Genomic DNA, 23005 nt, shown 5'->3' with positions numbered 1-23005 from the left:
GTTATTCACTCTTTTTTCCGCGTCCGCCGTTCTTAAACACTTTTGCACTGCGGACGTATTCATTGTCAGGAACACCGGCGCGGCAATTGGCCACACGTGCAGCGGCAAATAAATAATCCGACAAGCGGTTTAAATAACGCTGGACGACCGGCGGAAAATCCTCACCTTTTTTCATCAGCGTTACAGTTTGGCGTTCCGCCCGGCGCGTGATGGTCCGTGCAATATGCAAAGTCGCCGCTGCTGGCGAACCACCCGGTAAGATAAAACGTTCCAGCAACGGGGGCTCATCCATCAAATCATCGATGCGCGATTCAAGAATAGCGACTGGCTGTTCGGTCATTTTAAATTGCGGTTCTTTTCGCACATCCGCTAAATCGCCGCCGCAATCGAATAATTCATTTTGAATCGCTTCGAGGTCTGCAAGCAGATCTGCATAGATTTCCGGATCCAATTCCGTCATCGCTTTGCCGATGAACGAATTCGCTTCATCGATCGTGCCGTATGCTTCGACGCGCGCATCGTCTTTATCCGCACGCGCACCAATCAAACCTGTCTGTCCTTTATCGCCCGTTCTTGTGTAAATTCTCATGCAAATCCGCTCCTTTTAAAGTTTCTGGTATGCCGTACCAAATCCGCGTAACCGATGCTGCCTGCAAAAATAATTGCTGGTACAAACGGCCAAGCACATCACGCAATTCCCGTTCGAGCGGGTCTGCCGGCACGATGCCCCGGTTGATGTCCGTTAAAATCCAGATTTGGCGGGGTCTCTGATGCGCTATGGCATCTTGTACCAATCGATTGAGCTCCCTTTCATCCGTACCATTTTCCAATTGCCTTTTCACCCAAAGTTCCAATCCGGCTACGACGGTTCCTGGAACAGCATCGCGAGGCAATTCTCCTTCGAACCAAGCTGCCTCATTGCATCCCGGAAGCCCTCTTACAAATTGGCGTTTGCCGTTAAAGGCGCCGCCGAATACGATATGCATTGTTGCCCCTCCTCATAAGCTTTCCTGCTTTGCCAAGTGATGCTATAGCGATGGCCATGAAGCGCAGTCTGCTGATTAAAAGCATGGCCGGTCGCTTTTGCTGCCAGATAGCGAAGCGGCCCACCGTGCGTCACGATCGTGAATTCATTTCCTTCCGGAAGCGAACGGACCGCTCTGTCAATGCGGATGGCGAGCTGCTTCAGGCTCTCGCCTTCCGGCGGCGCGGTTTCTTGCGGATCATCAATCCAATCCCGGTAGGTTTGGCAGTATTGCAATTGCTTATAGGTTTTCCGCTCCCATTTGCCGAAATGGCATTCCCGCCAGTCCGGATCGGCATGGTAAACCGCATTTGGAAAGAGTACTTTGGCGGTCTGCCGGCAGCGCATCAAATCGCTGCCCCACACGTTCCGGACAAAAGGATTGTTTTCGCCTTCAAATGGCAGCACCGGTTCATCCGTCCAGCCGATGTAACGCTTTTCTTTGTTGCCGGCTGTTGGTGCATGGCGAATCAGATGAAGAATAAACACATTGTCCATAACAAGATTTCGGCTCCTTCCACGTAAGCTCCGAACAGATCTCCCGTCATGCCGCCAAAGTTCCGCAAGCACCAGCGCCTGTATAATAATAGGAAAAGAAGAAAAACCGCCAAAACGGCAAATGCCACGGACCAGCCGCCCGCATACAAAAGCAATGCGGCTACAAGGAGCAGATAACTGGCGGAAGCCACTGAAAGCCATCGTTTTTCTGCTCGTTGTTGGAAGAAAGCAGCCAATCCATCTTTTTTAGCACTTTTCGTCCAATTGAATAAAATCAGCAAGCCGGTTCGGGAAAGCAGCGGAACAATCACCAGCCATATCAGCGGCAGATCTGAAAAAACTTCTGCAAGCACGATAATCTTTGCTGTGACTGCAAAGATAAGGACCATCGTTCCAAACGCCCCGATTCTCGGATCTCCCATAATTTCCAGCCGTTTTTCCCGTTTCTGATACGAAAAGTAGGCATCGGCCGTATCGGCCAGCCCATCCAAATGGAGGCCGCCGGTTGCCGCAAAGAAAAAGAATACGAGCAAAAATGCACCCAGCAATGGGCTGGCATCGGTGTATTCCTGAAACAAAAATGCCAGTGCCAGTGCAGCTGCCCCCATCACCGCCCCTAAAAGCGGCAACGCCATGTACATGACTGTAATGTCCCGCTTTTCCATGAGCAACGCTTTTTTCACCGGAACCACCGAAAAAAATTGAAAGGCGAGCGCAATTCCTGAACCGATATGCCCCCTCATTTGAACACCTCAATCAATTGCCTTACCGCTGGCCAATCAATATGGGCCTTTACATGCTCAGCCCACCGACCATAACGGTCGACTTCCACTGCAGCTTCCGGTTCCGGTAAATTTCTGCTCTTCCGGATCTGCGCCAAAAACGCATTCCGGCATTCCGCATGTGCAAAAAATCCGTGGAGATGCGTGCCGAGAATCTTGCCTGAAAGATAACCTTCTGTCCCGTTTTCGAAATAGATCAGCGGCGATGACGATTCTGCCGTTCTGCCGGCATGGATTTCATAGCCCTCCACGGCTGCTTCTTGACCGGAAAACCGCACTTTTCCGCTGCGCCTTTCGACGAGCTTCTCTTCCATGAAGACGGTCTCCATGCCAGCTATCAAACCCAATCCAACCTCAAGTTCGACAGCCGTGCCATCAATGCCGCTCGGATCGCACAAGAATTCCCCCATCATTTGATAACCTCCGCATAAGCCGACAATCCAGCATTCATGCTGAAGAGATTGCAACTTTTCTGCAAGCCCCTGCTGCTTCCAATGGCGCAAATCGGCAATTGTGCTTTTCGTGCCTGGAATGACCAAAATATCGGGTTGCCCGATGTCCTCCACCTTTTCAATCCACCGCAAGGCAACATCCAGTTCCATGAACAACGGCTCGAGGTCAGTGAAATTCGATAAATATGGATGTTTCAATACCGCGACATCCACTGCATTTTCACGGGTTTGCCTCACTAGCTCACGCACGCCAAGCGAATCTTCCTGTTCGATCCGGTGATCCGGCAAATACGGGATGACACCGAGCACCGGCAAACCAGTATATTCTTCCAAAAATCGGATTCCATCTTCAAATAACCGGATATCGCCCCGGAATTTATTGATGAGCAAACCTTTCACCCGCTCTGGATTCGGGACAAGTGCCAGCGTGCCGATGATGGACGCAAAGACGCCGCCCCGTTCGATGTCGGCAACAAGGATCACCGGCACATCGGCATATTCAGCCACAGCCATATTCACCAGGTCGCGGTCATTCAGATTGACTTCCGCCGGGCTGCCTGCGCCTTCAATGACCACATGGGTGAACGTTTTTTCCAAATTGGCAAGTGCCTGGGCAATCGCCGCTTGTCCTTGTTCGTAAAAACGCTGCCGGTAATCCATCCCATCCAGAACCAGCGTTTTTTTGCCGAACAAGACCACTTGCGACTTCATGCTGCTCTCCGGCTTCAGCAAAATCGGATTCATGTCCACCGTCGCAATTATCCCTGCAGCTTCCGCTTGAACGCCTTGAGCGCGCCCGATTTCTTCGCCTAACACAGTAACGTAAGAGTTATTGGACATGTTCTGCGACTTGAAAGGTGCCGCTTTCCTGCCTTCATCGGCAAGAATACGGCACAAGGCGGTGCAAATCATGCTTTTCCCGACATCTGATGAAGTTCCTTGGATCATTATGCCCTTCATGCGGTCACTTCCTTTTATAAGCAAATCCATTTTCCATTTCAAAAGCTTCCTCTGACTCAGCAACGAGCCACAGATGGATTCGTCCGAGCCAGCGCTGATAGGGTTCATCGCGTATAAAATCGTCCATGACTTCGTTCGATACCACAACCAGCACTTCAGAAACTGCTCGAATCTCTTTCAGCGTTTCTTGCAGCGCTGCCCATTTTTTCTCCATGCAGCCGGGCTGTGCCGCACAAGGCGTGCCGGTTTCCCAGCCTGCGTATAATTCATTGGCCAGCCAAGTCGTCACGCAATCCCAAAGGACCGCGTCTCCTGCTTTCAATCGGGGCAATGCAGCTTCAAGATGCAGCGGCTGTTCGATGGTTATCCAGCCACCATCGACGCGGTCTTGGCGATGCCGCTCGATCCGCTCTTCCATTTCTTTATCGTAGGCTCTTCCACTGGCAAGATAAATATTTCTTCGGGCTTTGGCGTGGAGAATCTTTTTCTCCGCCCATGCACTTTTGCCGCTGCGGACGCCGCCGCTGATAAAAATCATTTTGTTTCCAGCCATGCGCTGATCGCCTCCCGCAGCTGAATCATCTGTTTCGGCGCTTTCATGCCGATTCGGAACCACTCGCCTTCCATGCCGCGGAACGATTTTGTATGCCTTAGCACCAATCCCTTTGCCAGCATGTCCATGAAAAACTGTTCAGCATCCATTCCTTGCGGCAGCCGAAACGACAAGAAATTAACGGCCGAATCAGTCGCCTCACAGCCATGCTCCCGTAAAAATCGCTCCATTTGCTGCCGTTCCCGGTCTGCTGCTTCAACCACTTGCTTACGGTATTCCGCCTCTTCGAAGCAGCGGGATCCAAGATTTGCTGAAATCGCATTGACGTTCCAATGGGCAGCGCCTTGCTTGAGTTCCGCTATGATGGCCGGATCTGCCATGACATATCCGAGGCGCAGGCCGGGAATCGCATACATCTTCGTCATTGACCGGACAATAATCAGATTCGAAAACACTTTTTGCTGCCCGATAAAAGAGTGCTGCTCCCCCGCAAAGTCAATAAAGGCTTCATCCAATACCAGTTCACAGTTTTCTGCCTTGCATGCTTCTGCCAGAAAAACCAGCTCAGGATGTGTAAGCATCCTGCCGGTTGGGTTATGCGGGTTGCATAGATAAAGCGCTGCGCTGCCTGCGAGCTCTTTCGCCACTTTTTCCAGCTCCATGCGCCAGCCATTGTCTGCTGTTAATTGCACTGTGGCGATGTCAGCGCCTTCTGCCTCCAAGGTTTTCCGGTATTCGGAAAAAGCCGGCTCAATCAATACAACCCGTTTGCCACGATAACGGCGCGAGAGCCAAGTGAAAATCTCTGCAGCGCCATTTCCTGCCGCTAAGCAATGCGTTTCAAGTTCATGGTACGCTGCTGCCGCACTGCTAAACGGTTCCCCCTCCGGATCCGGGTAGCGGCGAATCTGTTCGAGCAGATCCGGCCAGGCTTGTTCCACAAAAGCTGGCGGCCCAAAAGGATGGACATTTTCGCTGAAATCCACAATCGAATGCGGCTGCTCCACTCCTGCTTGTTCAAATAGTTTGTGCGGATTTGCACCATGGTCAGGCAATTTCAATGAGAATTCCTCCTAATGCAAAAAGAATGAAAAACCAAATGGCCGCTGTTTGCATATGGCTGACGGCATCACGGATATGGGCAGCTTCCAGCCGATAAACTGGCGTCCCCATGCGAGCCCGTTCCGAAACGATGCCTTTATATGTATTGAAGCCGCCCAGTTCAATCCCCAATTGAATCGCTGTTGCTGCTTCCAACCAGCCGCTGTTCGGACTGGGATGCTTTTTGGCATCTGTGCGCCATTCGGTAAAACGTTGCCGTAGCGTCATGTTTCTTTTATTCTCCGTCAAAACCAAGATCAATGCTCCGGTAATCCGGCTCGGAATGAAGTTTAAAAGATCGTCCAGACGTGCTGAGGCAAAACCGAATTTCTCAAACTCCTGGTTTTTATAGCCCACCATCGAATCACATGTATTTGCCGCTTTGTAAAGCCACAATCCGGGAGCGCCAAGAAGGAAGGCCCAAAACAACGGAGCCGTCACGCCATCGCTCGTATTTTCCGAAACCGTTTCGACTACTGCCCGCGTAATTTCACTTTCATCCAATGCGTCCGTATCCCGGCCGACAATCCAAGACAGCTTTTCTCTAGCAAGTGTCCAATTTTCTTCAACCAAAGGTTTGTAGACTTCTTCTGCAGCGTCCTTTAAACTTTTTTGCGCCAACCCGGAAGCGATCAAGACGCCTTCTACGAAAATTCCCAGCACCCAATGAAATGCATAAGCACTTTTCACAAGCAGAAAAACGCTGCCGAATGTGATCGCTACAATAAGCGCTGTCATCAGGAAACCGTTGCGGAACGCGTGAGGCTCCTGGTTCCAGCGTTTCGTGAACCAGGTTATCCCTTTGCCGATCCAACGCACCGGATGCGGCCACGTTGGCGGATCACCCACAAGCCGGTCAATCACCATTCCAAGCGCGATCGCAGAAAGATGGCCGATCATTGCATTTTCGCCTTTCTGTAAAGCGCGATTGCTTCAATCGTGCATTGGTATACGCCCGATCCGATCAACCCGCCAAGCTCTGTAATCGGTCCGGCATAAGGAAGGATCGAGCCTTGCTGAGTCGCCGCCACCAGACAGCTGTCTGTGGATGTACCAGTCGCAATCGTTCCTGTCAGCGGATCTTTGACGCCTTCTTGATGCAGCGCTTTTGTTTTCGCTTCAGTAGCCGTAATCATCGCTTGGATGAATGCTTCATCCGACAAGGCACCATTGACCAAAATCCAGGTGTTGATTGTTCCGACTCCGAGTGGCCTTTCGATCGCTTTTGATACATCCACTGCATTGCCGACGCCAGCTGTCACGGCAATGACGACAGAACCGAACGAAGAAGGAAATTGTTTGATGATGACATGCTCCGTCTTTATAGCGGTCATCATGCCGACAGTATCGGTCGGCTTAAAGCCGCGCTCCTCGATAAAGCGGGTCATCTCGCCCACGCTGTCATCGATGTTGTAATCCATGTCCACATGGCGGTTAATAAAGGTCCGGTACCAGCCTGCTCCTGCGTTAATGACAGCGGAAGATACGGTTTTCAATGGCACATCGCTTTCGAACAGCACCATTTCCGCTGAAACAGAAAAGTCTTCTGCCCGGATCGCCGATGCCGCTCTCGGCCGTTCCACTCCCGGAAGCAGCGTAATCTGGGGTTTTGGCAATTCTGGGTGCGGATGGTTGCTGACTCGAGCTTGATAAACCTTTTCAATATCTTGTTCCCGCACTACTTCATGGGGTTCCCCGATGCGCATTACATGCCCTTTGTCGAGAAGCAACAATTGATCACAATACATGGAAGCGAGATTGATGTCGTGGAAAATGGAGATAATTGTCAAGTCTTTTTCAATTGCCTGCCGTTTGATCGTATCCAGCAATTCCCGCTGATGATTAATATCGAGGTGATTGGTCGGTTCATCCAATAACAGGATTTTGGCATTCTGTGCAAGCGCCTGGGCGACGAACACCCGCTGCTGTTCTCCGCCGGACAGCTGGTCAATCGGTGTGTGTTCATAATGCTGGATATCCATCAAGCGCAACGCCTCGGCAACCGCCGCTTCGTCTTCATGAGACCACGATGCAAACCAGCCGCTTTGGTGCGGATACCTGCCGAGCGACACGGTTTCCCGGACAGTATGGGCAAATGCGTGTGCATGCAGCTGCGGCAGAACAGCCATTTTCTTCGCCAATTCTTTCGCTCCGAATTCGCGGATAGCTCGCCCTTCAATTTCAACCATTCCACTTTTGGCCGGCAGCACACCGCTGATCAATTTCATCATAGTGGATTTTCCGCTGCCGTTCGGACCTAAAATACCCAGCATCTTGCCTTTCGGCACTTCGAAAGTAACGCCTTTAACAATGGTCTTGTCTCCATAGCCGCCGGTAAGTTCCGTTATTTTCAGCATGTTAAGCCACTCCTTTGCGCTGCCGGAAAAAGATGAAGGCAAAGACCGGCGCGCCAATAAATGCAGTAATTACGCCAATTGGCAATTCTGTAGGGGAAATGATCGTCCGCGATACAAGATCACAGACGATGAGCAACGCTGCTCCATTGATAAAAGACAGCGGCAGCACATGGCGGTGGTCCGAGCCCCATACGAGGCGCACCATATGCGGTACGACGAGGCCGACAAAACCGATGGTGCCCGAGACAGCGACAGCTGCTCCTGTCAGCACCGAACCGCTGATCAAAATCATCATCTTGCGCTTTTTCACATCGACTCCGAGGTGCTGCGCCCGTTCTTCTCCGAACAGCATGGCATTCAACTCCCTGCGGTTGAGCCACAGGATAAACGAGCCGATCAAGATGAATGGCAACGCCATTTGGACAAACGGCCAGCCGCGCATCGAAACGCTGCCGAGGAGCCATCCGATAATCTGGCGCAGCTCTTCACCGGTCAAAGCAATCATCAGCGAGATGAGCGAACCGAGAAATGAACTGAAAATGATGCCGGTCAAAATAACAGTTTCCATTTTCATTGCCTTGTCCACCAGCTTCGCAAACGCCATCACGGCGAGCATCGTCAAAAGTGCTCCTAACATGCTCATGACAGGCAATGTGTAAATGCCGAGAAAAGGGATGGAAATGCCGAAAAAGAGTGTCATCACGGCGCCGACTGAGGCACCGGAAGACACTCCTAACGTGTAGGGATCGGCCAATGGATTTTTGAGAAGCCCTTGGAATGCTGCACCCGCAATGGCCAGCGCGGCGCCGACAAGACCTGCCAGCACCACACGGGGCATGCGGATATTCCATAATATATTAGCTGCTCCTTCATCCGATGCCGGATTCCAAATGACAACCGGCGATATCGACACCGTCCCGACCGTTACTCCCAGCACCACGGCGCCTCCCAAAAGAAAAAGAGAGACGAAATAGGCAATTACTTTTTTACTCACTGAAAACCTCTGGATAAACCGTTTTTGCCAATTCCATCAAACCTGCCGTCAATCGCGGGCCTGAACGGGTTACTTGGTCTGAATCCACGTTATAAACTTCTTCTTCTTTCACTGCGGCTACTTCGGCAAAGCCGCTGCGTGCTTTAATTTTTTCTACAGCATCGGGCACATAGGCACCTTCTGTTGAGATGATCACTTCAGGATTCGCATCAACAATCGCTTCTGGATCCATGCTGACCCATCCTTCCTGATCGGCAGCGATGTTTTCAGCATTGATGATATCCAGCATTTCGTCGATGAACGTCCCGCTGCCCGTTGTGTAAATATCCGGTGTGCTTCCGACTTCGACAAATACGGATTTCGGTTCTTCAACCGCGCTTGCTTGTTCTTTTACTTCCGCTACTTCTGCTTCCATGTCAGACACCAATGTTTCCGCTTCTTCTGTTGCGCCAGTCGCTTGGCCGATGATCGAGATCGTTTCATACACTTCATCAAAACTGGTCGCTTCTTGCACCACATAAACCGGAATACCCGCGTCGCGAACTTGCTGAAGCCCCGCTTCTCCTACAGCAACTCCGGACTCATGCGCCAATACCACGTCCGGATTCAAGCTGATGATTTTTTCAACATTGAATTCCTGCCCGCCGATTTTCTCAACTTCTGCAGTTTCTTTCGGATAATTATCAAAATCAGACACGCCGACCATTTTGTCGCCAAGCCCAAGTTCATAAGCAATTTCTGTATTTGAAGGAATCATCGAGACAATCGCCTTCGGCTCTTCTTCAATTATCACTTCTTCGCCAACTGCGTCCGTCAATGTCACCGGGAATTCAGCTTCTCCCGCTGCCGGTGTTTCTGCCGGTGCAGTTTCTTCCTGTGCCGGTGCCGCTTCTTCTCCGCACCCTGCCAATAATAATGCCGCCAAACCTGTACTTAATCCAACTTGCCAAATCTTCTTCATCTGTGAAATCCTCCGTTTCTATTTTGAAAAGCGCAAGCGCCTGTCCAGTCCCGACAGGCTTAAGGCGAATCGCCGAAGCGGCGTATTTTGCCGCACAGGCGAGGCGGCTTAAGACCCCGAGGGACTAGGCGCTGCGTTTTTCAACAAAAAAATAAATCCCCCGCATATTCTGCGAGGGATTGAAAGGACGACATAAAAAAGCATGTACATCCAGCCGGTCCTCGCAGGCTATGTGGGCGTTGTCATAAAGGCAGGTCTCCTGGCTTGTGATCATCGCTTGCTGCGCCTTCCCAAAGTTTTGCTTCAGTGGCTTTGTTGCAGCTTGCTCTCACTTACAGTGGCGGGACCGCGCCGGAATCGAACCGGCTTCCCTTTTAACTCATGTTCTTAGACATAAGCACCTTTATGAATGAATATTCGATTGCCTTACACCAATAGTATACACGAAAAACTTTTCGTGTCGCTTACATTTTTTCCGGAGCGGAGACGCCGACAAGCTTCAAAGCATTGGCAATTGTCGTTTTCACTGCCGTAATGAGCGCCAATCGTGCACGTGTCATGTCTTCGTCTGAAGTGTCGAGGACTTTATTGGCATTATAGAAGCTGTGGAAGTTTGCCGCCAGCTCATGGATATACGTTGTGACGCGGTGCGGAGCACGCTGTTTCGCAGCATCTGCCACGACTTGCGGGAAATCACCGATTTTCTTCAGAACATCGATTTCTTTTTCCGAAGCCAAGAGGCTCAAATTGTCAGTTGATGCGGTGAAGCCTTGTTCTTCCGCTTGGCGCAGGATCGAGTTGATGCGCGCGTGCGCATATTGCGAGTAATAGACCGGGTTCTCGTTGGATTGCGAAACAGCCAAATCCAAGTCAAAGTCCATATGCGAATCGCCTGAGCGCATCGCGAAGAAATAACGGACAGCATCCAAGCCGACCAATTCCACCAATTCACGCATCGTCACCGCTTTGCCGGTACGTTTGCTCATCTTCATCTTTTCGCCGTCTTTGTACAATTGCACCATCTGGATGATGCTCACTTCAAGCGTGTCGCGGTCGTAGCCCAATGCTTCAATCGCCGCTTTCATGCGTGGGATATAGCCATGATGGTCCGCTCCCCAAATGTTGATCAGCTTATCGAAGCCGCGCGACAATTTGTCTTCGTGGTAAGCGATATCCGGCAATAGATACGTGAATGAGCCGTCGTTTTTGATCAATACACGGTCTTTGTCATCGCCGAATGTAGTCGAACGGAACCAAGTTGCCCCGCCTTCTTCAAAAATGTGGCCATTAGCGCGCAGCTTGTCCAATGCGATTTCGATTTCGCCTTTTTCATACAAAGACGTTTCCGAGAACCAGACGTCGAATTCGACGCGGAAATCAGCCAAATCTTTCTGCAATTTCGCAAGTTCCACTTTTAAGCCATGCTTGCGGAACGCTTCGAAACGGTCTTCTTTCGACAAGGACACGAATTTATCGCCGTGTTCTTTGACCAATTCTTCTGCGATGTCTTTGATATCCTGCCCGCGGTAGCCGTCTTCCGGCATGTTCAGCTCTTGGCCAAGCGCTTCAAAATAACGCGCTTCGATCGACCACGCCAAATTGTTGATTTGGTTGCCTGCATCGTTTATGTAGTATTCGCGTGACACGTCATAGCCGGCCATATCCAAAACGTTGCATAACGAATCGCCGACAGAAGAACCGCGTGCGTGCCCCAAATGGAGGTCGCCTGTCGGATTTGCCGAAACGAATTCCACTTGAATGCGTTCGCCGCCGCCTGATGTGCTGCGACCGTAATCTGCTTTCTGCTCAAGGACCAATTTTACAACGTCCTGCAAATAATCTTTTTTGATCGTGATGTTGATGAATCCAGGACCAGCGATTTCGATTTTCTCGATGTTCGCCGCTTCTTTGTCGACGTTTTCAACGATTGCTTCCGCAATGACACGCGGCGCTTTTTTAGCTACGCGCGCCAACTGCATCGCGATATTCGTCGCATAGTCGCCGTTCGCTTTGTCTTTCGGTGATTCCAGGAAAACATCCACCGGTTCTGCCGTCAATTCTGCTTTTTGAACTGCCTCGCTGATTGCTTGTTTGATTGCGTGCTGCACTTTTTCTACTGCATTCATTGTTTGCCCTCCGTAAATTGAATTTCCATTTCGTATTCGCCAACGTGACTCGAGCCCATCGCCAAATCGTAGCGGACTTTAAAATGTGCGTCGCTGGCCGAAAGTTCATGCGCTTTCGTCGTCAGCATGAACGAGCCGTGTTCGTTCGTTAAATTGCCAGTCTGTTCTGTATGCAATAAAAACGGCAGCCGCATCTGCAGGCCTCCGCTTCTCATAATCACGGCATCATGTTCCCCGATCTTCACTGTGGTCTTGATGTCCAGTTCATCCTGCCGCTCCTCATACTGCAAGTAACGCCGGTCATTTTTCACCGTCATCGTTCCTTCAGACCACATTTCAATCGTCTGTTCTTCCACGTCCGGCTGGCGGATTATGGTCGTCAGTTTGATTTTTACCAATTTTCTCATGCCGCCCCGCCTCCTTTAAGTAATAGCCTTTCCATTATAGCTCGATTCCGCGCTTGTTTTCAATTAAGGCTTTGGCGGAATATGCACAAAACACCCAAAAACGGGCAGAAATACAAAAAACCACTCCGAAGAGTGGTTTCACAGCCATCCAATAAAACCTGCTTTTGCATGGAATTATCTCTTGTACGTTTTCACAAAAGAAGGGCGCGCAAAGATGTTCGGCCTCTTGTCGATGCCGTCTGCCGTTCCACGCTTCGCATGCGCCTGGCCATAAGATTCCGACGCTTGCCAGTCTTTAAACGATTGTTCGTCTTTCCACATCGTCAGGATGATGTATGTATCTGAGTTCAGCGGCCGCAATACGCGGATAGCTGCAAAACCTGGCTCCCCTTCCACCTTGCCTGCCCGGTTCTGGAAACGCGATTCGAAAATCTCGCGGCCTTCATCCGTCACTGGAATATTATTGAACACAGCAAAATAGCCGTCGTTAATGTCGCCGACTGCATTCAATACTTCAAACGCTTCAAAACCTTGTGGCTGCTTCTCTCCTTCGCTTTCAAAAAGCACCGTCGATTCGCCATTGTCTGCCAGGCAAATCAGCTGTGCATTCGGAGCGGCGTCTAGCATTGCTGCCTCTTGGTCGCTGTTTCCCGTCCATTTATACAATTCCATTGCCAGCACCTCTTTCAATTCTTCATTCCCTTCTATTTTATCTCGTCTGCCCAAAAGAATCTATCGACAGCACCACTGGCAATTCCTTTACAAACCCGACTTTCGCCCTTTTTCACTAAATCCGAGTATTCGGATGAGCGGCTTGATCGTCAAGCCCTGGACGAGCAACGAAAACAGGACCACGGCGAATGTCAGGAGCAGCACCGTCTCCCTTCCATCAAAGCTCGATGGAAGGCTGAGCGCCAAGGCGATGGAAAGACTCCCTTTCACCCCGCCCCAATTCAGCAAGATCCGTTCCTTCCTATTGAGGCTTTTTGCTGGCATGGTGCTAAGGTACAGTGCAATGACCCGTGCTCCGATGACGATGAGAATCGCATAGAAAATGATTTCCCAATGCCCTCTAAAATCGATATTGCGGATTTCAAGGCCGACAATCAAGAAAATGAGCGAGTTCGCAATCAAAGCGATGACATCCCAAAAGGAATTGATATTCCGTTCAGTTATTTCTGTCATCCCGATTCGGGCGCCGTACTCACCGAAGACAAAACCGCCTGACAAGACGGCGATGACTCCAGAAACATGGAAATGTTCAGCAATGAAATAACTTCCGAAGAACAATAATGCAGATACGACGATTTCAAACGGATAATCATCATAGAACCGGATAATTTGCGAAAATATAAAACCAAGTATGAGGCCCACGATGACGCCGCCTACGGCAAAGCGCAGAAACAGCCAGACTCCGCTTCCGGCGCCAGCCCAGCCCATTTCGATATACGTCAATAAATACAGGGAAGATATCTGAAAGAGCACAATCGCAATGCCGTCATTGAACAGCGATTCCCCTTCCATGATGGTGGACAGCTTCTTGGATACCCCAGCAGATTTAAAAATGGACAATACACTGATCGGATCGGTTGCGCTCATCAAGGCAGCAAATGTAAAAGCCACGGCAATCGGCAGCCCCAGCAAAAAATGTCCGGCAAAGCCGATGATGATAAAGGAAAGTAAAGTGCCGCCCAACGCCATCCCGATCACCGTATTTTTCTCCTTGTATAAATCGTGGACCGGCAGTTTCAAAGTCGCATCGCCCAGGAGGATGGGCAGGAACAGCGAGATGATGATGACTTGGAAGACATTTGATTGCGTAATGAATGCTTCTGCCTGGTCGATCATAGGGATCGGCAAATTCACGATCCCTAAAAAGAGGCCGACCAGTACGAGCGCAATTGCATCCGGCTGCTTGATTTTCCTGGCAACTCCAACTACGGAAATCGCAATGGCCAGCAGTATCAGAATCTGGATAAACACTTCATTGAAATCATACATGCTCCCGCGCTCCCATCTGCCTTTTATCCCTTCCATTTCTCAAAAACTGAGCTTGTAAACATTTTAGCTAAATCAACTTGTTTACTTGTTGCCAAGCTGCTCAGCGTACCGAATGAAGTTTGCTTTCCTATTGTTTTTCCAACGCAGTCAATGCCCAAAAAATTTCCCATTTTCATCTCTAAGATCACTTCCAAGCAGGCTAGCTTTTACCGATGAAAGTTTCAAAAAGGCCGGCCTGGAAATTTCCAGGCCGGCCTTTTTTCGATTATTTTACCCAGCCAAGAATCATTTCACGGATGAGTTTGCTTGCAGTATTTGCAGTTTGGTCGGAATGGTCGTAGACCGGTGCCAATTCAACAAGGTCGAATCCAACAACATTGACGCCTGACGCGGCAATGGCGTGGATTGACGCGAGCAATTCGCGCGACGTGATGCCGCCCGCGTCGACTGTGCCTGTCCCTGGCGCATGCGCCGGGTCGAGAACATCCATGTCAATCGTGACGTAGACGCTGCGTCCTGCAAGTGTTGGCAACACTTGTTTCAACGGTTCAAGCACTTCGAATTTAGACAAATGCATGCCGTTTTCTTTCGCCCATTCAAATTCTTCTTTCATGCCCGAACGGATGCCGAATGAATAAACGTTCTTCGGTCCGATGTGGTCCGCGATTTTGCGGATCGGCGTGGAATGGGAATATTCTTCGCCTTCGTAGTTTTCTCGAAGGTCTGTGTGCGCGTCAAAATGGATGATTGCTAAATCGTCGTATTTGCTGGCAACGGCTTTCATGACCGGCAGCGACACAAGATGCTCGCCGCCCATGCCCATCGGGATTTTCCCGTCGGCTAAAAGCGTGTGCACATACGTTTCGATTTCAACAAGGGATTTTTCCGGATTGCCGAATGGCAGCGGAATATCTCCAGCGTCGAAGAATTTGACGTCGCCGAGTTCGCGGTCAAGGTACGGGCTGTATTCTTCCAGCCCGATCGATACTTCACGGATTTTATTCGGTCCAAAGCGCGACCCGGGACGGTAGCTGACTGTCCAGTCCATCGGCATGCCGTAAAGCACAGCTTTGGATTCTTCATAGTTCGGATGGCTTTTGATGAATACTTTGCCTGAATACGTTTCGTCGAAGCGCATCTTATTTACCTACCAGGTCTTTCACGAATTTCGGCAAAACGAAAGCCGCATTGTGCAATTCTTGCGTGTAATACTTTGTTTCGATGTCGTGGAAACGCTCAGCTGGAACCTCCAGCGGGTTGTATTTTTTCGAACCGATCGTGAACGCCCACAAACCGCTCGGGTAAGTCGGGATGTTCGCCAAATACAAGTTTGTGATCGGGAAAATCTCTTTGACGTCTTTTTGTACTTGTTCGATCAGGTCCGCTTTGAACCATGGGTTGTCCGACTGTGCGACGAAAATGCCGTCTTCTTTCAGCGCTCTCGAAATCCCCGCGTAGAAGCCTTTTGTGAACAGGTTGACTGCTGGCCCTACAGGTTCAGTCGAATCGACCATGATGACGTCGTATTTGTTTTCGGATTCTGCGATGTGCATGAAGCCGTCGCCGACGATTACGTCAACGCGTGAATCTTCAAGGCCCGATGCGATTGAAGGCAAGAATTTCTTCGAGTACTCGATCACTTTGCCGTCAATGTCGACAAGCGTCGCTTTTTTAACAGAAGGGTGCTTCAGCACTTCACGGATTACGCCGCCGTCGCCGCCGCCTACAACCAGAACGTTCTCAGGGTTTGGATGAGTGAACAATGGAACGTGCGCCACCATTTCGTGATAAACGAATTCATCTTTTTCAGATGTCATGACCATGCCGTCAAGGAACAGCATATTGCCCCATTCAGCCGTTTCTGCCATCTCCAAAAATTGGAAATCCGTTTGTTCGGTGTGAAGCGTTTTATTGATTTTCATCGTAATTCCGAAATTCTCGGTTTGTTTTTCTGTGTACCAAAATCCTGCCATCTATAATCAAACTCCTTTTCGCTCAATTTAAAACTCCTTAAAAAAGTATAAGTCTTTTCAGCAAAAGTGCAATATTTTTTTGCACACAGTCCTTTACCCGCTGCGCTTGGAGCTACACTCAAAATAAAAAGGTTTTCTGCAGAGGGAATTTTTCCCTTCACAGAAAACCTTTTTATCCTGATGATGCGGAGAAAGAGACATGAGGCATTGGGCTTGGGTTGTTATCGCAATGGCTCACGGCACTTGCTCGCACTTCAGGTGTCCTAGCTTTCTATTCAAAAGCTGTAGTTATAGTGTACTGCCTTTCTTTCCCAACTTCAACCGCCTGCAGAAAGCAAATACAAATGTCACAATTCAGTCAAAAAATTACCTTATTTACCCATTTAAATCTTTATGCAATTGTTCGCTGCTGCGCTCCCACATTTCCGGATTGTGGTTTTTCAAATAATCAGCGAGCACCTGCTTGGAAGCTTCATCCATTTGATCGACAACGATTTTGCGCTTCATCGATTTATCCATCAAATTGACATGTTCCGCCAAAACCTTGTAGCCGCGGCGTTTTTCGCGGTTAACGACCATTTCGCATGCCGTGACGCCCGCGTAATATGGGCCTGCCGGATTAAAGTCGATGGTGATCCAGATCAGCCAGTACGGCTTGCCCCCTTCCGAATCCTCGCGGTTGACTGTAAATTTGATGCCGCGCTCGACTTGGCTGCGTGCATGCATGGCGCCGATGTCAATGAATGCTTCCTTTTCTTCGATGTCGATAAACAGCGGAGAAACGTTTTCCAATGACAGCGAACCGATGCCGTAGCCTTTATGGCCGTCAGTCGGATCGTTCTTTATGATGGTGAAGCCTACTTTTTGTTTTGGTTTTTCTTCATTTGCCATGTGTCTATTTCCTCCGTTCTGATATGATAAAAGTATCTTCATAAGAGCTTCGCTAATTTTGAAGCTGATAAAAAAGGAGCTGTATCCATTATGCCATACGTAACTGTCAAAATGCTCGAAGGCCGCACAGAAGACCAAAAACGCGCGCTGGTTGAAAAAGTCAGCCAAGCCGTTTCCGAGACAACCGGCGCACCGATTGAAAACGTCACTGTCTTCATCGAAGACATGAAGAAAACCGATTACGGCGTTAAAGGGAAATTGTTTAGCGATATCTAAAATGCGGACACCCGCTCGGTTATACGAAAAAACTCCCGTTACGGGAGTTTTTTTTTGCCTGTCGTGAAACTTGCGACAGGCCTTTTCATTTCGCTTCAGGCGGACGCTTTCCGCGGGCACGGCTTCAGTCTCCTCGTCGCTATGCTCCTGCGGGGCCTTCACCTCGCGTCGCTCTGTCGCTTTGCTCCATCACTGCTCCCGCTGGAGTCGCCGCCTTCAGCTTCATTCAAAGGGTTTTCTTAATAACGATTCATTTCTTTAGTCGAAGAGCTAAAAAGATACATTATCTGCATTTTCATGCCGTTTCCAGATATGGAGCAAGGCAGCTCCGACTCCCGCGGGATAGCGAAGTGCCGAAATCCACTCGGGCGCTAGCACGAGTTAGTTCGGCGCAAGCCCGCAGGAAAGCGGCGCTGTTTTGCGGAATATCGGCATATAAAAAATTTTTAGCATTCAAGTGAAAGTTTTTTTATTGCCGCAATTCCGCTATAAACCCATAAGCTTCTTCGATTTCATCTGGCGTGAAATTCAGTTTCGCTTTGACGATGTGGAGTTTCTCAATCTGTTCTTCGCGTTCCATATGGTCAAAATACAGGAGGGTTGCCGTGAGTTCAAGGAAACGGCTGCTTTTGCCGTTCAGTTTTCCGGCGACTTCCGGTGAATCCAGAATCGACTCTTTCAGCGTCCCGCGGAAATCCGCACCTTCTTTCGTGACGGCATATTTATATTGGACGTATGACCCTTTGTCTTCGAGTTCCTCCGACAAAAAACCCATATCGCATAATTCCTCTACACGGGCTGTCAATTCTTCGGAATACGGTCCGTAAATGTGGAATTCGTATTTTTCCTGGAATGGCACACCCAGCTTCTTTAAGATGTAAATCATTTTCTGCATTTTTTTGCGTCCGGTAATCCCATCAGCAGTGGCAATGAAGTCCACGATTTTTGCGTGTTCCTGGAGCAACTATACCCCTCCTTCTTTAAGCATTTCCACGATTTGCTGCTTGATGGCTTTTTTCTTGCCGTCGACAAGCAATTCGGCAGGGAAATATAATTTATAGTCGGTACGCCGTTTGCCGGAGATCGCTTCGACGATCTGGGACAGGCGCGACAATTCCTTGATGTCGCCGTTCGGCATCAATAAGTGGATCGGCAAGCGCTCCCCTTCTTCGCCTGGGCGGTAAAAATCATAAGGCAAGTCTGACGTAGAGTCGTCGACCAAATAATAATCGGGATCAATCCCCGCTTTTTTAAACAAGCTGGCGAGTTCCCCGAGCTTCCGGTAATCTTTGCCCGGATCGAAATCGACGTATTGGAAGAGGCGCCGGTTGACGAACCGGTCGCTCATATCCGACAAAATAGGATCGCGTTCATTCATCCATAATTGGAAATAAGTCATCATGACGCCTTCATCAAGCGCCAAATAATCTTTCAATGTGAACGAACGGTCAAAGAATGCTGCGAAATGGGTTGGAGGCTGGGCAAATTCATAGCCGCTGTCATGTAATTCCTTCGCACGCTGCAAAATTTTCCGCAAAATGACTTCCGCGCTGCGCGCTACCGGATGGAAATAGACTTGCCAATACATTTGGTAGCGGCTCATGATGTAATCCTCAACCGCATGCATGCCGCTTGCTTTGATGACGACTTGATCTTCGAGCGGACGCATGACCCGAAGAATCCGCTCCATGTCAAAATGGCCGTATGAAACACCGGTATAATAAGCATCTCGCTGCAAATAATCCATGCGGTCGGCGTCGATCTGGCTGGAAATCAGCGACACTACTTGTTTATTGGAATACGTCTTGGCGATGACTTCCGCGACTTTTTTCGGAAAATCAGCGCTGACTTTCATTAGAATCTGATGGACTTCCGTGTCGCCGAGCAGAATCTCACGGGTGAAATTCTCGTGGTCGACATTGAACACTTTTTCAAATGAATGGGAAAACGGCCCGTGGCCCAGATCGTGCAACAGCGCTGCGCATAGCACGACAAGCCGCTCGCTTTCATCCCATTCAGGCCGCCCGTGGAACATATCATCTGAAATCCGGCGGACAATTTCATAGACGCCAAGCGAATGGCTGAAGCGGCTATGTTCGGCTCCATGAAACACCAGATAAGAGGTGCCGAGCTGCTTGATGCGCCGCAAGCGCTGGAATTCCCGAGAATTGATCAAGTCCCAGATGACTTGGTCGCGCACGTATATGTATCGGTGAACCGGATCTTTGAATACTTTTTCTTCCGCTAATTTCTGATTTGCATAGTCCACGGCGGCACCTCCACTTTTTCTGCGTGATTGTTTATTCTACACCAGCTGGCCTCGGTCATTCAAGGTCCGGCGACAGCATTTTTCGGTTGCGTTCCACAACGCGGTTCAAGTAAAAACTGTAAAGCTCCGTCTCTTCGGACATCAATGGCTGGGGTGCCGGCGAACCGAGCAAGCCGTGAAGATCGAGTACGACTTCCTGCACCGTCAACGGTTTGCCGAGCAATTCGCTGAGCGACGCCATCACGGACGGATTGATGTCCGGGTAGACTGCTTTCGTCTTCTCCCCTTGCAACCCCGCTTCGTAGAATCCACGAATCAATTCTGCGCGTTCTGCGCCCGACCCTTCGATGCATAAATACACTTGGACCGCGATGCCGCGGCGGATGCGGCGCTGGGAAATCCCGGCGAATTTGCGTCCGCCGATGCTCAAATCATACGAACCCGGGCAATACGAGCCGACGATTTCATACGCTTCGATCGGCGCTCCCGGAAACAAAGCCTGCACCAGTTCGACCATCATGTCATAGCCCGCCGGAATATCGATCGCGTTGTCCCTTTCAGACAGCACGAGTGATATGTTCAGCACGCCCGAATCCAAAACGACGGCAAGCCCGCCCGAATTACGCACGATTGGCTGATAGCCTCGCTCTTCCAGGTACTCCATGCCCGCTCCGATATGCGGCAGCCGGTGGTCCTGGATCCCCAATACGACTGTGTCGTCGTGGACCCATGTCCGGATTGCGGACGGACTTTTTCCTGAACCGACGAGTTCGCACAACAAGTCATCCGCTGCGAATGACTCCAGTGCCGAACGGTTCCGCGCGCTTAGGGACTGATCCCAGAAACGCCAATTTGTTTCTCCCATAAATGCTTCCATCTTGCTATCTCCTCTTTCATTGCATTCGCTTCCCTAAGTGTACCCGAGATAACGGCCACTGAAAACCCGCCGCGCCCTTGTCAAATTGGTGACAGCCATTTCTTTTGCAGGAACTCCGCCAGCGGGTATGATAAACTGATTCTGTGAGATTCAGATTAAAGGAGTGTTTGATAAATGAATGAAGCAGCTATTACATTAGACGGCTGGTACGTCCTGCATGACTTCCGCACGATGGATTGGGTTACGTGGAAAATGCTCGATGACGCCGAGCGCCAATTTGCCATCGACGAATTCCAAGCGTTCATGGAAAAAGTCAACACAGCCGATACGAATAAAACCGGCGCACATGCATTGTATTCAGTAGTTGGCCAAAAAGCCGACTTCATGCTGATGATGTTGCGTGAAACGATGGACGAATTGCACGAACTTGAAACGGAATTCAATAAATTGACGTTGAATGCTTACACGGTTCCTGCTTATTCATACGTTTCCGTTGTCGAACTTTCCAACTACCTGGCTGGAAAATCAGACGAAGATCCTTACCAGAACCCGCATGTCCGCGCACGCTTGTACCCTGAGCTTCAGCGTTCGCAGTACATCTGCTTCTACCCGATGGACAAACGCCGCGAAGGCAATGACAACTGGTACATGCTGCCAATGGACGAGCGCAAAGAACTGATGCTGTCACACGGCAAGATCGGCCGCAGCTACGCAGGCAAAGTGAAACAGATCATTTCCGGCTCTGTCGGCTTCGACGATTACGAATGGGGCGTTACGCTATTTGCAGACGACGTTCTCCAATTCAAAAAATTGATCTACGAAATGCGCTTTGACGAAGTCAGCGCGCGCTACGCAGAATTCGGTTCCTTCTACGTCGGCACTCGCTTAGACGCAGAACGCACCGCTAAATTCCTGGAAGTTTAATTGATCGATTGAAAACCGCCCTCTGGCGGTTTTTTATTGTTTTATGACGCTTTCCGCACCTCAAATGCACTTTTCCGCACCTAGTGGCGGCTTTTCCGCACCTCAATCACCTATTTCCGCACCCCAAAAATAAATTCAAGCCCTTTAATTGGAAAAAGCCCCCGCATGCGCGGAGGCTTCCTTAAAAAACGATTACAATGCTTTGGCAGCTGCGACGATCAGCATAATCCAGCCGGCGATGAACGCGACGCCGCCGATTGGCGTGATGGCGCCGAGTATGCTGATGCCGGTCAAGCTCAGCACATACAAGCTGCCTGAGAAAATGATGATTCCGGCAAGCATCAAATAACCTGCCCAGTTCAATGAACTCAGCGGCCCGAGCAGCGAAGAACTCATCAGGATGGCGACAACCATCAAGCCGATTGAATGGAACATCTGGTATTGCACGGCAGTCTGCCATGTATCCAAGTATTTATCCGCAACGCGGCCTTCAAGCAAATGCGCGCCGAATGCGCCGAATCCAACGGATAACAATGCATTGAGCGCTCCTGCGATCAAGAAAAATTTCATGGTTTCATTCCTCTTTCCAATTAAAATTCAAACAGCGAATCCCCGTTTGCATCGTCTTCTTTTAATTTATTGACAGAAGAGACGGTTTGCACCTGAGGAGACGCGAGCGGGATTGCCTGCGGCTTTTCGGCTGTCGGACGGTCGTCGTCGAGCAGCAAATCGCATAGCACACGGATGGCCGCGATGGATTCGCGCATTTTCGCGGGATCCGCTTTGCGCGCCAATGCCGTGTGTTTTTCAATCTCGCTTAAAATACGGGCGGCATCAATTGCCATGCCAAGCCCCCCTTTCCATTTCCGATCTTTCATAGTTTACCATGCACTTTGCCGCTTCGTCAGGCCAGGCAGAAATCGATCGGCGCTTCTCCGCGCTGTTCGAGCAAATGATTCACTTGCGAATACGGCCGGCTGCCGAAAAATCCTCGGCTGGCGCTAAGCGGGCTCGGATGCGGCGCTTCAATGATTGCGTGGCGGTCCAAATCGATGAATTGCTTTTTCTGTTGGGCCGGCCGTCCCCATAAGACAAAAATCACCGGTTCTTCGCGGGCCGATAATTTCCGGATGACTTCATCCGTGAATTGTTCCCAGCCTTGGCCGCGATGGGAATGCGCTTGGCCTTGCCGCACCGTCAGCACAGTATTGAGCATCATGACGCCTTGGTCTGCCCATTTTGTCAGCGTGCCGTCTTTGGGTGCGGCACAGCCCAGGTCCTCTTTCAATTCCTTGAACATATTGCGCAGACTCGGGGGATGCGGAACCCCGGGCTGCACCGAGAAACTCAAGCCGTGTGCCTGGTTCGGCCCGTGGTAAGGGTCCTGCCCCAAGATGACGACTTTGACGTCGCTGTAAGCGGTATGTTCGAACGCGTTCCAAATATCGTGTTTGTCCGGATACACCGTTTCGTGTTCGTATTCATGCTTCAGAAATTCCCGCAGCTTCTGGTAATACGGTTTGGCAAATTCGCCGCCGATGACTTCCTGCCAGTCATTATGAAAAATCTCTTTCGGCAT

Annotated in this window: 26 protein-coding genes and 1 riboswitch; of the genes, 2 read left to right on the top strand and 24 right to left on the bottom strand. The window is 50.1% G+C overall.

Annotated elements, in window-relative coordinates; genetic code table 11:
- Window position 1: 1 nt before the first annotated feature.
- From QMA09_RS06155 to QMA09_RS06070, 18 genes are all read right to left on the bottom strand, one after another.
- On the bottom strand, window positions 2-589 hold the full coding sequence (locus QMA09_RS06155) for a cob(I)yrinic acid a,c-diamide adenosyltransferase (RefSeq protein WP_290212446.1): 588 nt from the start codon (window positions 587-589) through the stop codon (window positions 2-4).
- On the bottom strand, window positions 561-986 hold the full coding sequence (locus tag QMA09_RS06150) for a bifunctional adenosylcobinamide kinase/adenosylcobinamide-phosphate guanylyltransferase (RefSeq protein ID WP_290212445.1): 426 nt from the start codon (window positions 984-986) through the stop codon (window positions 561-563). The genes QMA09_RS06155 and QMA09_RS06150 overlap by 29 nt, the downstream gene beginning before the upstream one ends.
- Window positions 938-1522 (bottom strand): histidine phosphatase family protein, encoded by a 585-nt coding sequence (locus QMA09_RS06145; protein WP_290212444.1) that lies wholly within the window; start codon window positions 1520-1522, stop codon window positions 938-940. Before QMA09_RS06145 ends, QMA09_RS06150 begins: the two co-directional genes overlap by 49 nt.
- Window positions 1495-2265 carry an adenosylcobinamide-GDP ribazoletransferase gene (gene cobS / locus QMA09_RS06140; RefSeq protein WP_290212443.1) on the bottom strand — a complete coding sequence of 257 codons (771 nt, stop codon included), beginning with the start codon at window positions 2263-2265 and terminating at the stop codon, window positions 1495-1497. The genes QMA09_RS06145 and cobS overlap by 28 nt, the downstream gene beginning before the upstream one ends.
- Window positions 2262-3716: a cobyric acid synthase gene (locus QMA09_RS06135; protein WP_290212442.1), complete on the bottom strand. Its 1455-nt coding sequence runs from the start codon at window positions 3714-3716 to the stop codon at window positions 2262-2264. Before QMA09_RS06135 ends, cobS begins: the two co-directional genes overlap by 4 nt.
- A 4-nt stretch (window positions 3717-3720) precedes the next feature.
- Window positions 3721-4269, bottom strand: a complete 549-nt coding sequence (locus tag QMA09_RS06130) for a bifunctional adenosylcobinamide kinase/adenosylcobinamide-phosphate guanylyltransferase (protein ID WP_290212441.1) — start codon at window positions 4267-4269, stop codon at window positions 3721-3723.
- Window positions 4251-5330, bottom strand: coding sequence for a threonine-phosphate decarboxylase CobD (cobD, locus tag QMA09_RS06125; RefSeq protein ID WP_290212440.1), 1080 nt, complete (start codon window positions 5328-5330; stop codon window positions 4251-4253). Before cobD ends, QMA09_RS06130 begins: the two co-directional genes overlap by 19 nt.
- A complete protein-coding gene (gene cbiB, locus QMA09_RS06120) occupies window positions 5317-6270 on the bottom strand; it encodes an adenosylcobinamide-phosphate synthase CbiB (RefSeq protein WP_290212439.1) in 954 nt (317 codons plus the stop codon). Before cbiB ends, cobD begins: the two co-directional genes overlap by 14 nt.
- Complete coding sequence (locus QMA09_RS06115) at window positions 6267-7727, bottom strand: adenosylcobinamide amidohydrolase (protein ID WP_290212438.1); 1461 nt, start codon at window positions 7725-7727, stop codon at window positions 6267-6269. The genes cbiB and QMA09_RS06115 overlap by 4 nt, the downstream gene beginning before the upstream one ends.
- A gap of 1 nt (window position 7728) precedes the next feature.
- The gene (locus QMA09_RS06110; protein ID WP_483313545.1) at window positions 7729-8706 is read right to left on the bottom strand and encodes a FecCD family ABC transporter permease; all 978 of its coding nucleotides are present in this window, start codon (window positions 8704-8706) and stop codon (window positions 7729-7731) included.
- Between the two features lie 7 nt (window positions 8707-8713).
- Entirely contained in the window at window positions 8714-9682 is a 969-nt protein-coding gene (locus QMA09_RS06105) for an ABC transporter substrate-binding protein (protein ID WP_135500822.1), read from the bottom strand.
- Between the two features lie 232 nt (window positions 9683-9914).
- A riboswitch (cobalamin riboswitch) is annotated at window positions 9915-10102 on the bottom strand.
- Window positions 10103-10146: 44 nt separating this feature from the next.
- Window positions 10147-11808 (bottom strand): arginine--tRNA ligase, encoded by a 1662-nt coding sequence (gene argS, locus QMA09_RS06100; protein WP_290212436.1) that lies wholly within the window; start codon window positions 11806-11808, stop codon window positions 10147-10149.
- The gene (locus tag QMA09_RS06095; RefSeq protein ID WP_290212435.1) at window positions 11805-12215 is read right to left on the bottom strand and encodes a YwiB family protein; all 411 of its coding nucleotides are present in this window, start codon (window positions 12213-12215) and stop codon (window positions 11805-11807) included. Before QMA09_RS06095 ends, argS begins: the two co-directional genes overlap by 4 nt.
- Before the next feature lie 174 nt (window positions 12216-12389).
- Window positions 12390-12887, bottom strand: a complete 498-nt coding sequence (locus tag QMA09_RS06090; protein ID WP_290212434.1) for an antibiotic biosynthesis monooxygenase family protein — start codon at window positions 12885-12887, stop codon at window positions 12390-12392.
- Window positions 12888-12974: 87 nt separating this feature from the next.
- Complete coding sequence (locus QMA09_RS06085; RefSeq protein WP_290212433.1) at window positions 12975-14216, bottom strand: cation:proton antiporter; 1242 nt, start codon at window positions 14214-14216, stop codon at window positions 12975-12977.
- A 265-nt stretch (window positions 14217-14481) separates the two neighbouring features.
- Complete coding sequence (gene speB / locus QMA09_RS06080; protein ID WP_135500826.1) at window positions 14482-15354, bottom strand: agmatinase; 873 nt, start codon at window positions 15352-15354, stop codon at window positions 14482-14484.
- 1 nt (window position 15355) lies between these two features.
- A complete protein-coding gene (gene speE, locus QMA09_RS06075; RefSeq protein WP_135500827.1) occupies window positions 15356-16189 on the bottom strand; it encodes a spermidine synthase in 834 nt (277 codons plus the stop codon).
- 375 nt (window positions 16190-16564) lie between these two features.
- Complete coding sequence (locus QMA09_RS06070) at window positions 16565-17080, bottom strand: YwhD family protein (protein ID WP_290212431.1); 516 nt, start codon at window positions 17078-17080, stop codon at window positions 16565-16567.
- 90 nt (window positions 17081-17170) lie between these two features.
- Here QMA09_RS06070 and QMA09_RS06065 point away from each other — a divergent pair, with 90 nt between their 5' ends.
- Complete coding sequence (locus QMA09_RS06065; RefSeq protein WP_135500829.1) at window positions 17171-17356, top strand: 2-hydroxymuconate tautomerase; 186 nt, start codon at window positions 17171-17173, stop codon at window positions 17354-17356.
- A gap of 469 nt (window positions 17357-17825) precedes the next feature.
- Here QMA09_RS06065 and QMA09_RS06060 read toward each other — a convergent pair whose 3' ends face one another.
- From QMA09_RS06060 to QMA09_RS06050, 3 genes are read right to left on the bottom strand one after another with little or no spacing between them, the layout of a single operon-like run.
- The gene (locus QMA09_RS06060; RefSeq protein WP_135500830.1) at window positions 17826-18320 is read right to left on the bottom strand and encodes a YwgA family protein; all 495 of its coding nucleotides are present in this window, start codon (window positions 18318-18320) and stop codon (window positions 17826-17828) included.
- Complete coding sequence (locus tag QMA09_RS06055; RefSeq protein WP_135500831.1) at window positions 18321-19625, bottom strand: HD domain-containing protein; 1305 nt, start codon at window positions 19623-19625, stop codon at window positions 18321-18323.
- Window positions 19626-19680: 55 nt separating this feature from the next.
- Complete coding sequence (locus QMA09_RS06050; protein WP_290212430.1) at window positions 19681-20502, bottom strand: lipoate--protein ligase family protein; 822 nt, start codon at window positions 20500-20502, stop codon at window positions 19681-19683.
- 174 nt (window positions 20503-20676) lie between these two features.
- Here QMA09_RS06050 and hemQ point away from each other — a divergent pair, with 174 nt between their 5' ends.
- The gene (gene hemQ, locus QMA09_RS06045; protein ID WP_290212429.1) at window positions 20677-21426 is read left to right on the top strand and encodes a hydrogen peroxide-dependent heme synthase; all 750 of its coding nucleotides are present in this window, start codon (window positions 20677-20679) and stop codon (window positions 21424-21426) included.
- A gap of 192 nt (window positions 21427-21618) precedes the next feature.
- Here hemQ and QMA09_RS06040 read toward each other — a convergent pair whose 3' ends face one another.
- The 3 genes from QMA09_RS06040 to QMA09_RS06030 are packed head-to-tail and all read right to left on the bottom strand — an operon-like array spanning window position 21619 to window position 23005.
- Window positions 21619-21996 carry a DUF423 domain-containing protein gene (locus QMA09_RS06040; RefSeq protein WP_135500834.1) on the bottom strand — a complete coding sequence of 126 codons (378 nt, stop codon included), beginning with the start codon at window positions 21994-21996 and terminating at the stop codon, window positions 21619-21621.
- Between the two features lie 20 nt (window positions 21997-22016).
- Window positions 22017-22271 (bottom strand): YwdI family protein, encoded by a 255-nt coding sequence (locus tag QMA09_RS06035; protein ID WP_290212428.1) that lies wholly within the window; start codon window positions 22269-22271, stop codon window positions 22017-22019.
- A gap of 59 nt (window positions 22272-22330) precedes the next feature.
- The gene (locus QMA09_RS06030; protein WP_290212427.1) at window positions 22331-23005 is read right to left on the bottom strand and encodes a uracil-DNA glycosylase; all 675 of its coding nucleotides are present in this window, start codon (window positions 23003-23005) and stop codon (window positions 22331-22333) included.

The organism is Planococcus sp. APC 3906 (genome assembly GCF_030407685.1).
GTDB lineage: Bacteria > Bacillota > Bacilli > Bacillales_A > Planococcaceae > Planococcus > Planococcus koreensis.
This window is presented reverse-complemented; position numbering and strand designations above follow the sequence as displayed.

Excerpts from the sequence above, each read along its gene's own strand:
- speE (WP_135500827.1), bottom strand. The coding sequence starts at position 16,189 with ATGGCAGGATTTTGGTACACAGAAAAACAAACCGAGAATTTCGGAATT.
- QMA09_RS06155 (WP_290212446.1), bottom strand. The coding sequence starts at position 589 with ATGAGAATTTACACAAGAACGGGCGATAAAGGACAGACAGGTTTGATT.
- QMA09_RS06130 (WP_290212441.1), bottom strand. The coding sequence starts at position 4,269 with ATGGCTGGAAACAAAATGATTTTTATCAGCGGCGGCGTCCGCAGCGGC.
- QMA09_RS06035 (WP_290212428.1), bottom strand. The coding sequence starts at position 22,271 with ATGGCAATTGATGCCGCCCGTATTTTAAGCGAGATTGAAAAACACACG.
- QMA09_RS06065 (WP_135500829.1), top strand. The coding sequence starts at position 17,171 with ATGCCATACGTAACTGTCAAAATGCTCGAAGGCCGCACAGAAGACCAA.
- cbiB (WP_290212439.1), bottom strand. The coding sequence starts at position 6,270 with ATGATCGGCCATCTTTCTGCGATCGCGCTTGGAATGGTGATTGACCGG.
- QMA09_RS06105 (WP_135500822.1), bottom strand. The coding sequence starts at position 9,682 with ATGAAGAAGATTTGGCAAGTTGGATTAAGTACAGGTTTGGCGGCATTA.
- QMA09_RS06040 (WP_135500834.1), bottom strand. The coding sequence starts at position 21,996 with ATGAAATTTTTCTTGATCGCAGGAGCGCTCAATGCATTGTTATCCGTT.
- QMA09_RS06090 (WP_290212434.1), bottom strand. The coding sequence starts at position 12,887 with ATGGAATTGTATAAATGGACGGGAAACAGCGACCAAGAGGCAGCAATG.
- QMA09_RS06115 (WP_290212438.1), bottom strand. The coding sequence starts at position 7,727 with ATGCTGAAAATAACGGAACTTACCGGCGGCTATGGAGACAAGACCATT.
- QMA09_RS06150 (WP_290212445.1), bottom strand. The coding sequence starts at position 986 with ATGCATATCGTATTCGGCGGCGCCTTTAACGGCAAACGCCAATTTGTA.
- hemQ (WP_290212429.1), top strand. The coding sequence starts at position 20,677 with ATGAATGAAGCAGCTATTACATTAGACGGCTGGTACGTCCTGCATGAC.
- QMA09_RS06095 (WP_290212435.1), bottom strand. The coding sequence starts at position 12,215 with ATGAGAAAATTGGTAAAAATCAAACTGACGACCATAATCCGCCAGCCG.
- argS (WP_290212436.1), bottom strand. The coding sequence starts at position 11,808 with ATGAATGCAGTAGAAAAAGTGCAGCACGCAATCAAACAAGCAATCAGC.
- QMA09_RS06135 (WP_290212442.1), bottom strand. The coding sequence starts at position 3,716 with ATGAAGGGCATAATGATCCAAGGAACTTCATCAGATGTCGGGAAAAGC.
- speB (WP_135500826.1), bottom strand. The coding sequence starts at position 15,354 with ATGCGCTTCGACGAAACGTATTCAGGCAAAGTATTCATCAAAAGCCAT.
- cobS (WP_290212443.1), bottom strand. The coding sequence starts at position 2,265 with ATGAGGGGGCATATCGGTTCAGGAATTGCGCTCGCCTTTCAATTTTTT.
- QMA09_RS06050 (WP_290212430.1), bottom strand. The coding sequence starts at position 20,502 with ATGGAAGCATTTATGGGAGAAACAAATTGGCGTTTCTGGGATCAGTCC.
- QMA09_RS06070 (WP_290212431.1), bottom strand. The coding sequence starts at position 17,080 with ATGGCAAATGAAGAAAAACCAAAACAAAAAGTAGGCTTCACCATCATA.
- QMA09_RS06145 (WP_290212444.1), bottom strand. The coding sequence starts at position 1,522 with ATGGACAATGTGTTTATTCTTCATCTGATTCGCCATGCACCAACAGCC.
- QMA09_RS06030 (WP_290212427.1), bottom strand. The coding sequence starts at position 23,005 with ATGCCGAAAGAGATTTTTCATAATGACTGGCAGGAAGTCATCGGCGGC.
- QMA09_RS06085 (WP_290212433.1), bottom strand. The coding sequence starts at position 14,216 with ATGTATGATTTCAATGAAGTGTTTATCCAGATTCTGATACTGCTGGCC.